Source organism: Salegentibacter sp. 24, from assembly GCF_004362395.1.
Taxonomy (GTDB): Bacteria; Bacteroidota; Bacteroidia; order Flavobacteriales; family Flavobacteriaceae; genus Salegentibacter.
The window spans coordinates 21,667-34,811 of the sequence record NZ_SNWE01000015.1; the positions used below are offsets into that span (position 1 = coordinate 21,667).

The 13,145-nt window shown below is 39.0% G+C and carries 13 protein-coding genes; 1 reads left to right on the plus strand and 12 read right to left on the minus strand.

Annotated features, from left to right (window positions below; genetic code table 11):
* Positions 1–51: 51 nt before the first annotated feature.
* Positions 52–1,500 (plus strand): rubredoxin domain-containing protein, encoded by a 1,449-nt coding sequence (locus tag DET49_RS11625; RefSeq protein ID WP_133548276.1) that lies wholly within the window; start codon positions 52–54, stop codon positions 1,498–1,500.
* A 126-nt stretch (positions 1,501–1,626) separates the two neighbouring features.
* Here the strand turns inward: DET49_RS11625 and moaA are convergent, their stop codons facing one another.
* The 12 genes from moaA to DET49_RS11685 form a co-directional block, all read right to left on the minus strand.
* Positions 1,627–2,634, minus strand: coding sequence for a GTP 3',8-cyclase MoaA (gene moaA / locus DET49_RS11630; protein WP_133548277.1), 1,008 nt, complete (start codon positions 2,632–2,634; stop codon positions 1,627–1,629).
* Positions 2,627–3,544, minus strand: coding sequence for a bifunctional molybdenum cofactor biosynthesis protein MoaC/MoaB (moaCB, locus tag DET49_RS11635; protein ID WP_133548278.1), 918 nt, complete (start codon positions 3,542–3,544; stop codon positions 2,627–2,629). The genes moaA and moaCB overlap by 8 nt, the downstream gene beginning before the upstream one ends.
* Before the next feature lie 3 nt (positions 3,545–3,547).
* A complete protein-coding gene (locus DET49_RS11640) occupies positions 3,548–3,976 on the minus strand; it encodes a molybdenum cofactor biosynthesis protein MoaE (RefSeq protein WP_133548279.1) in 429 nt (142 codons plus the stop codon).
* Between the two features lie 228 nt (positions 3,977–4,204).
* Complete coding sequence (locus tag DET49_RS11645; protein WP_133548280.1) at positions 4,205–5,251, minus strand: HesA/MoeB/ThiF family protein; 1,047 nt, start codon at positions 5,249–5,251, stop codon at positions 4,205–4,207.
* 2 nt (positions 5,252–5,253) lie between these two features.
* Positions 5,254–5,490, minus strand: a complete 237-nt coding sequence (locus tag DET49_RS11650; RefSeq protein ID WP_133548281.1) for a MoaD/ThiS family protein — start codon at positions 5,488–5,490, stop codon at positions 5,254–5,256.
* Complete coding sequence (gene cobA / locus DET49_RS11655) at positions 5,484–6,305, minus strand: uroporphyrinogen-III C-methyltransferase (protein WP_133548282.1); 822 nt, start codon at positions 6,303–6,305, stop codon at positions 5,484–5,486. Before cobA ends, DET49_RS11650 begins: the two co-directional genes overlap by 7 nt.
* Positions 6,306–6,316: 11 nt before the next feature.
* Complete coding sequence (locus DET49_RS11660; protein WP_133548283.1) at positions 6,317–6,883, minus strand: molybdenum cofactor guanylyltransferase; 567 nt, start codon at positions 6,881–6,883, stop codon at positions 6,317–6,319.
* A complete protein-coding gene (locus DET49_RS11665; RefSeq protein WP_133548284.1) occupies positions 6,880–7,617 on the minus strand; it encodes a sulfite exporter TauE/SafE family protein in 738 nt (245 codons plus the stop codon). Before DET49_RS11665 ends, DET49_RS11660 begins: the two co-directional genes overlap by 4 nt.
* Complete coding sequence (gene glp, locus DET49_RS11670; protein WP_133548285.1) at positions 7,617–8,789, minus strand: gephyrin-like molybdotransferase Glp; 1,173 nt, start codon at positions 8,787–8,789, stop codon at positions 7,617–7,619. Before glp ends, DET49_RS11665 begins: the two co-directional genes overlap by 1 nt.
* Before the next feature lie 301 nt (positions 8,790–9,090).
* Positions 9,091–10,032, minus strand: coding sequence for a glycerophosphodiester phosphodiesterase family protein (locus DET49_RS11675; RefSeq protein WP_133548286.1), 942 nt, complete (start codon positions 10,030–10,032; stop codon positions 9,091–9,093).
* 80 nt (positions 10,033–10,112) lie between these two features.
* Positions 10,113–11,690: a calcineurin-like phosphoesterase C-terminal domain-containing protein gene (locus DET49_RS11680; protein WP_133548287.1), complete on the minus strand. Its 1,578-nt coding sequence runs from the start codon at positions 11,688–11,690 to the stop codon at positions 10,113–10,115.
* A 21-nt stretch (positions 11,691–11,711) separates the two neighbouring features.
* The gene (locus DET49_RS11685) at positions 11,712–13,145 is read right to left on the minus strand and encodes a SusD/RagB family nutrient-binding outer membrane lipoprotein (protein WP_410527960.1); all 1,434 of its coding nucleotides are present in this window, start codon (positions 13,143–13,145) and stop codon (positions 11,712–11,714) included.

Below are 13,145 nucleotides of genomic sequence, written 5' to 3' on the forward strand. Positions count from 1 at the left end.
AGAAAGCCGAAGAATTAAAAAAAGTATTCAGGTCGGTTTAAATTAAATACTATGGAAAAGACATTCTCAAGAATAATCATAAAAGGAGGGGTTTTATCTCCCGCGGAATTGAGAGAAATTGTGGAATTGGCCGAAGCTTGTGGTTCAAATTCAATATCGCTGGGATCACGTCAGGATGTTTTAATTACAAAAATTATTGATCCAGAAAATTTTTCCCAGGAAGATAAATATCAAATTATTCAACCCAAAACCCTTGGAGCTGAAAATATTGTTTCTTCTTATGTAGCTGCAGATATTTTTCCGGCTACCCCTTGGCTTACTGGTGACCGTTATTTATACGTACTGGAGCAATTTAGAAATCCGCCCAATTTAAAAGTAAACATCACCGATCCTAAACAACGCCTGGTTCCTTTATTTACAGGCCATCTAAATTTTATCGCTTCAGCTCATCAGGATTATTGGTTCCTTTATATCAGATTACCACAATGGAAAAAAATGCAGGTGTATCCGGCGCTAATTTATACCTGGGATGTGGGCGAGGTTGTCTATGCAATCGAGGAACTACTAAAGGAAGAACCGGAAGAGGTAGATATGATCTTTAATATATTAAGCGATGCACTTGAAACAAACAATCGCACCATCGATAAACCTCTTGAAATCCCTTATAGGCCATTTCCATATTACGAGGGAATGAACAAAATTGGAATGGATAATTACTGGCTCGGGCTTTACTGGCGAAATAATAAATATTACACCAGCTTCTTAAAGGATATGTGTGATCTATGTGCAGCGTCTAAAATCGGTAAAATTTCCATTACCCCCTGGAAATCTTTAATTATTAAAGGAATTCCGAACAATTCAAAATTAGAATGGGAAAAGTTTCTGGGGAAACGCGGAATTAATGTTCGCCACTCTATGCTGGAACTAAACTGGCATATCCCGGTTGATAATGAAGATGCGCTGGAACTCAAGAAATACCTGGTTTCTAATTTTGATCAAAATGATATTAGTACCTATGGGCTTACCTTCGGGATATTTGATTCAGTAGTAAAGAGCAACTATTTTACAACTGTGGTGATAGAGAAAAATCAAGCACCTCAGGGATTAAAAGAAATCAAGATACGTGATACTTATAATTTACTCTATGCGCAAAATTTCGATCCTAATAGTCGGGATTATATCATGCACGTACAGGATGTAGATAAGGTAGAACTACCCGGGTTACTTATAGAATTGAGTAAAATGTATTTTGATCAGCTGGGGCAGGAAGAAGAAAAACCCGGAAACAAGTCTGAACCTGAACACAGGAAAGAAAACTTGAGTAAAGAAATCTGGCAATGTAAAGCTTGTCTCAGTATTTATGATGCAGAATACGGTGACATTACTAATGAAATCGCTCCGGGCAAAAGCTTCGAAAACCTACCTGAAACCTATAGTTGCCCGCTCTGCGAGGCATCAAAATCAGAATTTTCAAAAAAAACAGAACAACAAGTTGGATGATCTATGATTACAACCACTGCGAAATTGAAAGAAAAAATGTGCAAATTGATTTATGGCTTTTCTCCAGGAATGATTAATTAAATTTAGTCCGGAGCAATATTAATACGCCCAAAAGTAATCTATCACTTATCCTCCAATAGTAATCATACTACGGTTATTACTGTGTTTTTCTGGGTTTTGAAGTTTTTTAAAACTGTCCATTCCCGCACGTTTAGCTTTCTTTTTAAACATTCGGTTTTCTATTAATGGCTCAATATTTTCTCCATCTCTAAAAGCACCGAGCAAGTCGGTTTCTTTGTTAGAAAACAAACAATTCTTGATTTTTCCGTTAGCGGTTAAGCGAATGCGGTTACAGCCATCACAAAAAGGATTGGTTACCGAACTGATTATTCCGAAGTTTCCCTGAAATCCATTTATTTTAAAATCGCGGGAAGTAAAATTCGGTTCATTATCTAGATCGAGGACATTTTCAATCCCGAAAAAAGAGATTATTTTCGCCATAATTTCTTCCTGGGAAACCAGTTTATCCTTGCTCCACTTATTTCCATCAAAAGGCATAAATTCGATAAACCGAACGCTTATTGGCCGATTTCGGGTAAAAAGCACAAAATCGTTGATTTCATCTTCATTAAAATACTTCATCAAGACCGCGTTAATTTTCACATTAAAACCTTGATCAATTAGCAATAGCATATTATCATAGGCTTTCTGAAACTGATCGCGCCGTGTAATTACCCTAAATTTCCCTTCATCTAAAGTGTCCAGGCTCAAATTGATTTTTTTGAGTCCGTATTTTTTAAAATCGGCTATAAACCTATCAGCCAAAATTGCGTTTGTGGTGATTCCAAGTTCTACATCCAGGGTGGAAAGTTTTTTAAGAATTTCCGTAAAATCTTTTCTAACCAAAGGCTCTCCTCCGGTTAACCTTATCTTATCAACCCCGTTTTTCACAAAAACCTTTGCGATTTGGTAAATTTCTTCAGCCGTCATCAACTCGCTTCTGGGCGTGAGCGGCACCCCGTTTTCAGGCATACAATAATTGCAGCGCAAATTGCATTTTTCCGATAAGGAAATACGCAAATAATTATGATTTCGACCAAATTTATCGGTAAGCACTGCGGTTGTCTTAGACATTTTCAGGATGTTTTGCTCCCCTTAAAATTTTAAAAACGTGAAGCAGATGGGGGAAAACTGCTTCCATAGATTCGCGAGCACCACTTGTTGAACCTGGCAATGCAAGGACCAAACAATTGCCGATAGTTCCCGCCAGGCTTCGTGAAAGCATTGCATACGGCATACGCTCCTGCCCGTAATTTCGAATGGCCTCTTCAATTCCGGGAATTCGCCTTTCGATAATCGGCTCCAAAGCTTCGGGAGTTACGTCTCGAAAAGAAAGTCCCGTTCCTCCAGTATAAATCACCAAATCATTTTCCCCTGAATAGGTTAATGCTTTATTTCGAATAATTTCGGCTTCATCGGGAATCACCTCGTAAGAAGCGATTTCAACGCCGCTTTCTTCCAGTTTTTCAATAATTGCCTTTCCGGCGTGGTCTTCTTTTTTTCCTTCCGAGATGCTATCGGAACAAACCACAACGCAAGCCTTTAATTTTCGTCGGCTATTTTGCTGAAAACTGCTTTTCCCGCCCGATTTTTTTACCAGGGAAATATTTCTGATTTCAATATTTTTATCCAGAGGTTTCAGCATATCGTACATCGTTAGAGCCACAATTGATGCGCCGTGCATCGCCTCTACCTCTACCCCGGTTTTATAAACGGTTTTTACGGTGACATTTATGGTTACTTCCAAGCCCTCAATTTCATAATCTACTGCTGTAAATTCCACCGGAAGCGGGTGACAGTCGGGAATACTCTGACTCGTATTTTTTACCGCAAACAATCCCGCGGTTTTTGCCATTTCAAAAACATCGCCTTTGGGAACTTTATTCTCCAAAAGGGCTTTTTTTGTGGCTTGGTCACCCAGTTTCACCACGGCTTTTGCCGTGGCGGTGCGCAGGGTTTTTATTTTGTGTGTGATATCTACCATAATTTATGTATTGACTTTCCATTGAAATTCTTTTGAAGCGAAAACCTCTTTTCCAAAAATCGGGACTTCGCTTTTCACCCGGTTTACCAGGTATTCTGTGGCTTCATAAACTTCTTTTCTTCTTTTTGAAGAGACAAAAACGAAAAAACATACTTCCCCCGCTTTAATTTCACCCAGGCTATGATAAATATGCATGCACGTAAGATTAAACTTTGTAAAAGCATCTTCCCGAATCTCGTGCATCTTCTCCCTGGCCATTTCTTCATAAGCCGAATAGGTTATGGCGGTGACTTCTTTCCCGTCAACCTCATCGGCTCGAATTTGACCAAGGAAAATATTATGAGCACCTATATTTTTCTTGCTTTGATGTTTCGCAATGGCCTGGGCAACAAATCCGGGTTGAATAGCTCCTTCTATAAATACTTTTTTCATTTTTTAAAATTTAATAATTATTGAATCAGCGACATTTATTTATTTCAGAATATAATGACCTAATTTGCAATTGTTTTGCAGATTTCGCTTTTTAGGATATTTATTTAAGAGATTGCTTTAGTCGTGCCCTTGTCAAGGAGAGGTTCTTTCGTCATTGCGAGCTACGCCAAAAATGCGGTAGCCTGTAGTTTGCCATACCATAGACCCTGAATCAAATTCAGAGTCACCTTAAGTTGTTTCGACCACTTCATTCAATTTATGCAGAGCGATCACCCCTCCTGAAATACTTTTCACATTTTTAAAATTATAAGCCTTCAAAATTTTTACGGCGGCCAGGCTGCGTTTTCCACTTTGGCAAATCACTTGAATTTCTTCTTCAGGATTTAGGAGGCAAAGCTCATTTTCCAGGTTTCGAAGCGGAATTTCAAGCATTCTCGGAAAAGCTATCTTTGGCTGTTCGTAGCCTTCTCTTACATCCAAAAAAATGGCATTTTCATTTATTTCTTCCGCGGAAATTTCTTCGGAAAAAGGTTGAATATATTGCCTATTATAGAAATCATTATCGATTTTTAAGTCCTCAATTTTGCTGAACTCAAAAATATCCTGCCGGTTAAAAAGCGTGTTGTACATCAAAAGTTTTCCTGAAAGCACTTCCCCGGCATCCATTATGATTTTTAGTATTTCGGTAGCCTGAAACATTCCCGACAGGCCAACGGTGGTACCCAAAACCCCTGCGTCTTCGCAATTCTGTACTTCGGCTTTTTCATCTGGAAACAAACAGCGGTAAGTCGGCCCGCTTTTAAAATTAAAAACCGAAACCTGAAATTCAAATTTATAAACCGAAGCATAAACAAAGGCTTTCCCGCTCAAAACACAGGCATCGTTAATCAGGTAGCGAACAGCAAGGCTATCGGTGCAATCCACTACTAAATCGTAGTTTTTAATCAATTGCAGCGCATTTTCTCCATTTAGAAATTCCTGGTAATTTTCAATTTTCACTTCAGAATTCAATGCTAAAAGCTGTTTCCGGGCTTCGGTTACTTTAAACTTCCCAACCGTTTTTTCCCGAAACAATACCTGTCTTTGCAAATTGCTCTCATCAACCCGGTCGCCATCGACAAGACCCAATTTTCCAATGCCGGCCGCTGCGAGATAGGGTAAAACAGCGCAGCCCAGGCCGCCCACTCCTATTACAAGGACCTTGCTGTTTTTTAATTTTTCCTGACCATTTTCGCCAACTTGTGGCAGGCCGATTTGTTTCTTATATCGCTGCATAATTAGCCTCCTGAAAATGGCGGTAAAACCGCTATTTCATCGTTATCCTTTAACCTGAAATTCTCGCATTGTTTTCTAATTTTTCGATTTACGGCTACCTGAACCGCTAGCTTCTGTATATTATACTTTTCGTGCAAGACCAAAATTAAGTTTGAAAAATTAGTTTCATTTAAGGCCAATCTCTCTTCATCACATCCTGCGACTTCGGCCATCATTCCAAAATACTTTATTGTTAACATAATTCAGCTGATTTTGGGATATGCAAATACCCCAGATTCTGAAGAAGAAATTCATCGACTTCTGTAGTGCTGAGCTGCTTTTTATAAGCTTCACATTCTTTAACCACTTCCCCTATAATGATGATTGCCGGGGTCCCTAATTCATATTCTTTGGCAAGGTTTTCAATATTCCCAATACTCCCGGCAATAAGCTTTTGTTCCTTTAAAGTGCCATTTTGGATAATTGCAACCGGCATTTCATCTTTGGCTTCATTTTTATATAAAGCAGCTATTTCAGCGAGTTTTCCCATTCCCATTACAATTACCACCGTTGCCGAGCTTTTAGCAGCCAGGCTCACATCTTTAGAAAGCTTATGCCCTGAAGTTGTTCCGGTAATCACCCAAAAACTCTCGGCAATATGGCGCTGTGTTACTGGAATTCCAACCGAAGAAGGTACCGCAACAGCCGAAGAAATTCCTGAAATCACCTCAACTTCTACTCCGTGCGCCTGAGCATAATTTTTTTCTTCACTCCCCCTACCGAAAACAAACGGGTCACCGCCTTTTAAGCGAACCACTGCACCTTTTTCCTTTGCAAATTTTACGATAAGCTCATTGATTTGTTCCTGGGCATAGGCGTGGCATCCTTTCCTCTTTCCCACAAAGATTTTTTCAGCGCGGGGGGCATGCTCCAGCATTTCAGGATTCACCAGGGCGTCGTAAAGTACAACGGCTGCATTACTGAGCGATTTCACCGCTTTTAAAGTCAACAGATCCGGGTCTCCCGGGCCTGCGCCCACTATCGTACATTTAGGTATTTGGGTTAAAGTTTTCATTTGTTTTCAGATTAATTTAAACTCGCTAATTGTTGCTGTGTATTGATATTTTTTAACAAATTAGCTTCTTCGGCATCCACAATTATTTTTCTGGAATATCGACTTTTCACAAATTGTTGTACTCGTAATTCATTATACTGAAGGCTGAATTCTAAAGCTTTGGTCAATTTTTTTTCATAGACACCGATAAGCGGAAATTCATTTTCGGAATCGGCCAGGTAACTGATTTCAGCATATTTTTGGGCCGTTATTTTTAGTAGTCTTTCAATGATTTCGGTACTAATAAGCGGAATATCACAACTTAGAATTAAGTTCTTTTCTGCTGAAGAGTGATGTAAAGCAGTGTAAATCCCGCCCAGCGGACCTTTTTCAGGAAAAATATCTTTAACCAGTTCTAATCCGAACTTTTCATAATCCCTGTTTGAGGTGACCAGACAAATGTTTTCTGATATTGGTTTTACCGCATTTAAAATGCAGCTCATAAAAGTATTTCCGCGGAAATAAACCAGGCCTTTTTCAGTTCTCATCCGCGAACTTTTTCCGCCGCACAAAATATAGGTGTTTATTTGGTTTTTCATAATATCACCAGTTTTAGACAGGCTAAAGCCAAAACCCCAGAAAGAATATATCGCAGGCTCAATGCCGAAATCCTTTGACTTCCGAAATACGCGCCCAGGCTTCCGCCAAGTAAAACGGCTGGCAACAACCAGAAGCTTTCAGCAGGAATAAATCCGCCCTGAACAAAAAAACCTGTGAGACCGGCTAAAGAATTAACCAATATAAACAAGGCTGAAATCGCCGCAGCCTCTTTCATTGTTCCCCATCCTAAAATCACAATTAAGGGACTCAAAATAATTCCACCACCAATTCCTATCATACCTGACAATAATCCGATAATCATACCAGCAATGATGACTATAAGTAATTTTGGCTGAACAATCCTGCTTTTTTCCTTTCCGAAGAAACCTGAAATCCGGAGTGCACCTATTAGTAAAAATCCACCAAGAATTAGTTTAAAATACTGAGCAGGAATACTTAAATATCCACCTAAAAAAGCAGCGGGTATTGAGCCCAGCACCAGCCATAAAAACAACCGGCGATTAAAATTTCCTTTTCTGAAAAATAAAAATGCTACTGCCGAAACCACCACATTAAGTACGAGCGCTGTGGGTTTCATAAAACTTACCGGAAATGCACAAATGGCCATAAGTGCCAAATAACCGCTAGCCCCGCCGTGTCCCACAACCGCATACATGAATGAAACCATAACAAGAATAAATAAAAATACTATGTTGAGTTCGGGGTACAGCATTACAGGTCCAATTCAAAATATTCAACTTCCCCGTTCTCCGGGATTTCTTCAACATTTTCAGGGATACAAGCCAGGGCGTTGCTTACAGCAAATGAATGTAACATGGAAGACGACTGACCCTTTAGGATGCTTAATTTACCATCTTCAACTTTGGCTTTTTGAAAGAAGGTTTTTCCTGCTGGTTTAAATATTCTCTCCGCTGAAATTGCCGTCTTGAGATTGGCCCTAAATTTTTTTCCGGTCATTTTCCGTATTGCAGGAAGGACATATACATAAAAACAGCTTAAACTCGAAGCCGGATTTCCGGGCAGGGCAAAGACTATCTTTTTGTCTTTTTTACCAAACCATAGCGGTTTTCCGGGTTTTTGTTTTACCATATAGAACACCTCATTGATATGGTTGGCCAGCAGTGCTTTTTTTACAAAATCGTAATCGCCCACTGAAATTCCACCGGAAATAAGCAACAGATCATTCTGATCCAGAGCTTTTTCAATGGCCTGCTTAGTCCTTAGAAAATCATCTTTGACCCGATATTTTGTGATTTGATCGACTCCAGCCTTTTTTAATGCCAGTTCGAGCATTATAGAATTACTTTCATAAATACAACCGGGTTTCAAGGTTTTGCCAGGTTGCTGTAATTCATTTCCGGTTACCAGTATTCCTACTTTTGGAGTTGCATAAACCTCAACCTTAGCAATTCCGAGTCCGGCTAACAAGCCTATAGAGGCTTCATTTAATACCAACCCACTTTTAAACACCAGTTCCCCGGATTTTAACTGCTCACCTTCACTACGTATATTTGCGTATTTTTTTGGTTTTTTTATAAATTTTACGGTATTCCCGTCTAGCTGCGCCCATTCTTGAATAATTACAGTATCGGCATTTTCTGGTACTGCAGCCCCGGTAAATACCCGAGTGGCCTCTCCCGCCTTTAACCGAATTTTAGCAGAATCGCCGGCTTTTAATTCCTGGTTCAACGTGTAAGAATTACAACTATTGAGCATTACCGCATAACCATCCATTGCGGAATTTCTGAAGCTAGGTAGGTTTATCGGTGAATAGGTATCAAAAGCCAAGGTCATTCCTTGAACCTCCGCAAGAGGAAGCATTACTGGCTCCATCTTAAATATGCTGGATGCTATTAATTCCAATGCTTTATCTACCTGAATCATGGTGTTCCAATTATTATTGCAAGATAATAACTGAAAAAACAAATTACGTATTTTTACGTAATTAAATACATAGAAATGCTTCTTTTTATGACTTTAGTAATTTTCCAGGTATTTAATTATACGATATAATTTTAATCACGATTTTTTTAAGAAACTCTAACTATCTAGAGGTTCATAATTCTTGAATTGCTTAAAGGAAGTGAGCCGGACAGTTTCTTCAACGATAAAAAACCGAGCCATTAAAACAATGTTTATTTCTTTCATATGAGCTTAACAATTGAAGTGTATTGAGAAAGGATCTTTAACGATTAATTTCAGATTCTAAAAATTGAAGCACCCTTTCTGGGTAATCGGTTATAATCCCATCTACCTCTAATTCTATCATTTTCTTAATGGCCTCCGGTTCGTTTACAGTCCAGGGAATTAATTTCATATCCATATCTTTAATGGAATCCACAAACGCAGAATCTTTAACTAAACCATAATTGGGGCTATAAATTTCCGGCTGAAAATTAAGTAAATCAAGGTTTCTTTGAATGCCTTCGATGTAAACCAGATAAGCGGTTTCAACTTCAGGATAACTTGCATGGATTTCATTGAGAATATTCACATCAAAAGATTGCAAATTCATTTTATTCTCAAGTCCTTTTTCTTCAATAACCTGCATCACTAATGCTACAAATTCCTTTGGGTTCGGCTGAAAAATTCCATATTCGTTTTCAGAAGATTTCAATTCAATATTATATTTCACCGGCTCCAGCTTATTTTTCAAAATAAAATTTTCTACCGAATCTATAGCCTCGGCAAGTAATGGTTTGTAGGTCTTTTGTTTCTGCTGATCAGGAAACAAGCTATTTCCTTTTGAACCCACATCAAACCTCCTGATGCTATCATAAGTCATTTCGTAGAGATTAAAGTTCTCCTGATTTTCCTCTGAAATCGTATCTCCTGAAGGGGTCGACACATACAGTGAGTGCATAAAGGGCTCGTGAGAAACCACTACTTTATTATCTTTGGAAATCACCACGTCCAATTCTATCACATCGGCATCTTTTTTTACTGCACTAAGAAATGCAGGAATACTATTTTCCGGGAAATTCCCCCTATCTCCCCGATGTCCCTGTACCTGAATCGAAAGTCTTTCTGATTTGATTTCCTGGAGCTCTTTGTCCTGTTCCTTTTTGTTCTTACAACCAATAGCAACAAGCAAAAGTGATAGCCATATGACTTTTATAAATTTCATTTTCTTAAATTTTAAAATAAAGGCCCACCCGAAAAATAGAGAACTGTGGGCAGGCCTTGCAAACTAACACAAAATTTAAACTATTCGATGGGTTCTGCCAACCTATAATTGCTTTTGGCTGTATGGACTTGTCCAAACATATCGGTGGCTTTTATTTCTATTGTATGTTCCCCAGTTTTCAGCTTAGTTGGAATATTACCGCGCCATAGATGCTCACTTTTTATAGGGTTGGATGACCTTCTACCTGCCATTAATTCTTCCGTTAAGTCCCATTCATAAACCATCTCTACATAAGAAGGATCATATTCTTCCAAATACTGCATTTCTTTCCACGGCTCATCGTCTATTCTGTACAATACCTCATCACCCTGGGTACCCATAAAGAAATTAACATAAATTCCAGCGCTGGTCCCTCTTCCCTGCGCCACAACCTTAGGCGCGAAAATTTCCATTTGATAAGCTGCAGGTTTTCCAGCAACTTTATAATCTATACTGTATTTATTTCCCTGGAATGTTATAAATGCATAGCCTTTTGGAGTTCCATCCCGCATAGTGGAAATCGGAATATTATTTTCATCTAATTTACCGGAATACCAATCTCCCGAAGTCGTTCCCACATTATAATGATGGTGCGGTTTATCCTGCTGCCAGCCCTCTTCTTTTCCAAAGAAATCCTGGCGCTGGATATGGGTATGCGCTGAAAGCGAAAGGGTGTTTGGATACTTTTTTAAAAGTTGAAAAAGCCTCTCCCTGTCCTGATCCCGAAAAGTATCCCTTCCATCTGGTTCACTAAGCGGGATATGCATTGCAATAACAATTAAATGATCTTTAGGAACGTGTTTTAGATCATTTTCTATAAACTCAAGTTGATCTTCCCTACAGCCTCCCCAATAACCTTTTCCATCTCTGGGATCTGGATATAAAACATCATCTAAAACCAAAAAGTGAACTTTCCCATAATTAAACGCGTAATTAGCCGGGCCAAAATGAGCTTCAAAAGTTTCATCGGAGATCGTGTCGGATTCCACATCAAAATTGAGATCGTGATTACCCAATAAATTATACCAAGGGATTCCTATATTTTTGACTGCTTTAATATAGGGGTTGAATAGATCCAGATCGTCACCTACCAGATCTCCAAGACTTAAGCCAAATGAAACATTTTCTACACCTTCTACTTCTGCGACAATTCCATCAGCAAAATAATCTACCTGTTGTGGAGTATAAGGCTGTGGATCTCCGAAAATAAGGGAGGTGAATTCTTCATTTTCCTGGGAAGGAATTAAAGCAAAATTTACCTGCTTTGGTAATTCACCTGTTGGTTCTACTCCGGTAAATTTTAAATCTGGTGATCCCTGCGGTTTATGATTATAAAAAAACTGTGGCAGATTGTTTTCATTTTTTATCAGCTTGTAACCTGCAGGTTTTATGATGGAAATGATATTATTTTTTCCAACCGGCAAATTATATTTCCCCTCTCTATCGGTAAGGACAACATTCCTTCCATTGGTAACGGCTACCTCAGCTATTGCTTTTTCCCGTCGGTCTTTTCTTCCGTTTTGATTGCTGTCTTCAAAAACATAACCCGAAGCAGTTTCCTGTGAACTCAGGCTCAAATTGAAAAAGCCGAAAATTAAAAGTGCAAGTATTTTTTTCATTATTTAAATGTTTTTCGATTATTAATTATCCCACCAAACCTTTACATTGATGTCATCATTGCCTCCAAGCATTTCAACGGCCTCTAAATAATTCTCCCTATTATTTACCTGAATATCCTGAGGATAAGGAAATCTCACCGGCATCACTGCATCGTTCAGCATTGCTTCTGTCTTTGGAAGCTGCGGAAAACCTGTTCTTCTATATTCAAACCACTGCTGATAATCGGTAAAATAAAGTGCATAATATTTTTGAAGCATTATTCGCTCTAAAGTTCCATCATACTTTATCATTTCATTTTCAAAATAATTCTCAGGTACTTCGGTCTCCATCTGTTTAATAGCAGCCTTCACCCCGTTTAGATAATGGGTCTGGGCATCTCCGACAAAACCTCTTTGTGCCACTTCAGCTTTTATGAATTCAACCTCGGCATAAGTCAGCAAAAATATCTGCATCGGGTTTTCTACCTGTTCAATATTGAAGGTGGAAGGATTAAATTCAAATTGAGATTCCGGTCCCTCATAAGCGCTGGGAATTCCTTTGTAACCGATTGGATTATTATCTAGATCCGTAGCCATTGTTGCGATAACAGGACGTCTGGGATCCTCTAACTCGTTTAAATTATCTATAAAGAATTCTGATAAGCTCACACTTAATCTAAAATCCTGCGGCCTTCCCCAGGGGGAAACATTTGGAGTCACTCCCGTAACCTGTAAGATGGCCGATTCCTCAGTATTCTCGAAAACCGGATAGATTGTAGGATTATTGATCATAGTGGATAATTGCTGAAAAGCGTTCATTTCTTCCCGGCCTGAAACTCGCAACAATAATCGCATACGTAAAGAATTGGTGAATTTTTGCCATTTGTTTACGTCATTTTGAAATAAGATATCCTCGGCATAAACCATGGTGGCTTCGGTATCATAAAGCTGATTGGCGCGTTCTAAATCAGCAAGTATGGTTTCATAAATAAAAGACTGGGAATCGAAAGCAGGATAAAGATTTCCTTCCTCTCCTTTGACCGCCTCTGTCATGGGTACCGGACCAAAAATATCGGTAAGATTGGAATATACCCAGGCGTTTAAAGTAAGGGCAATAGCTTCATAATTAACATCCCCTGCATCTACAGCAGCGGTTCTCATTTCACTGATATTATTCAGCCATTTGTAGTAATTGTACCAGGAGGAATTCCCGATATTGGGGCTAACATCATAGCGGTGCAAACCTCCAGAAACACTGGGGAAGGGTAGGGAAACCTGCATAAGGTCAAAAGTGATACTGGCACTTCTGTTTGCATTATGTGTGGCCAGGCCATAAATAATGGGATTGATAAGGGTCCCCGGGCTTATTTCTGCTATTCGATTGGGATCTTCGTTTATTTCTTCGAAATTGGAGGTACAGGCAACTAGCGATAAACTTGCTATCACCACGATACTAAAGAATTTTATACTTTTCAT

What these genes read in the sequence shown, in the direction of transcription:
- DET49_RS11625 (WP_133548276.1), top strand. Translation starts at nt 52, where the DNA reads ATGGAAAAGACATTCTCAAGAATAATCATAAAAGGAGGGGTTTTATCT.
- moaA (WP_133548277.1), bottom strand. Translation starts at nt 2,634, where the DNA reads ATGTCTAAGACAACCGCAGTGCTTACCGATAAATTTGGTCGAAATCAT.
- moaCB (WP_133548278.1), bottom strand. Translation starts at nt 3,544, where the DNA reads ATGGTAGATATCACACACAAAATAAAAACCCTGCGCACCGCCACGGCA.
- DET49_RS11640 (WP_133548279.1), bottom strand. Translation starts at nt 3,976, where the DNA reads ATGAAAAAAGTATTTATAGAAGGAGCTATTCAACCCGGATTTGTTGCC.
- DET49_RS11645 (WP_133548280.1), bottom strand. Translation starts at nt 5,251, where the DNA reads ATGCAGCGATATAAGAAACAAATCGGCCTGCCACAAGTTGGCGAAAAT.
- DET49_RS11650 (WP_133548281.1), bottom strand. Translation starts at nt 5,490, where the DNA reads ATGTTAACAATAAAGTATTTTGGAATGATGGCCGAAGTCGCAGGATGT.
- cobA (WP_133548282.1), bottom strand. Translation starts at nt 6,305, where the DNA reads ATGAAAACTTTAACCCAAATACCTAAATGTACGATAGTGGGCGCAGGC.
- DET49_RS11660 (WP_133548283.1), bottom strand. Translation starts at nt 6,883, where the DNA reads ATGAAAAACCAAATAAACACCTATATTTTGTGCGGCGGAAAAAGTTCG.
- DET49_RS11665 (WP_133548284.1), bottom strand. Translation starts at nt 7,617, where the DNA reads ATGCTGTACCCCGAACTCAACATAGTATTTTTATTTATTCTTGTTATG.
- glp (WP_133548285.1), bottom strand. Translation starts at nt 8,789, where the DNA reads ATGATTCAGGTAGATAAAGCATTGGAATTAATAGCATCCAGCATATTT.
- DET49_RS11675 (WP_133548286.1), bottom strand. Translation starts at nt 10,032, where the DNA reads ATGAAATTTATAAAAGTCATATGGCTATCACTTTTGCTTGTTGCTATT.
- DET49_RS11680 (WP_133548287.1), bottom strand. Translation starts at nt 11,690, where the DNA reads ATGAAAAAAATACTTGCACTTTTAATTTTCGGCTTTTTCAATTTGAGC.
- DET49_RS11685 (WP_410527960.1), bottom strand. Translation starts at nt 13,145, where the DNA reads ATGAAAAGTATAAAATTCTTTAGTATCGTGGTGATAGCAAGTTTATCG.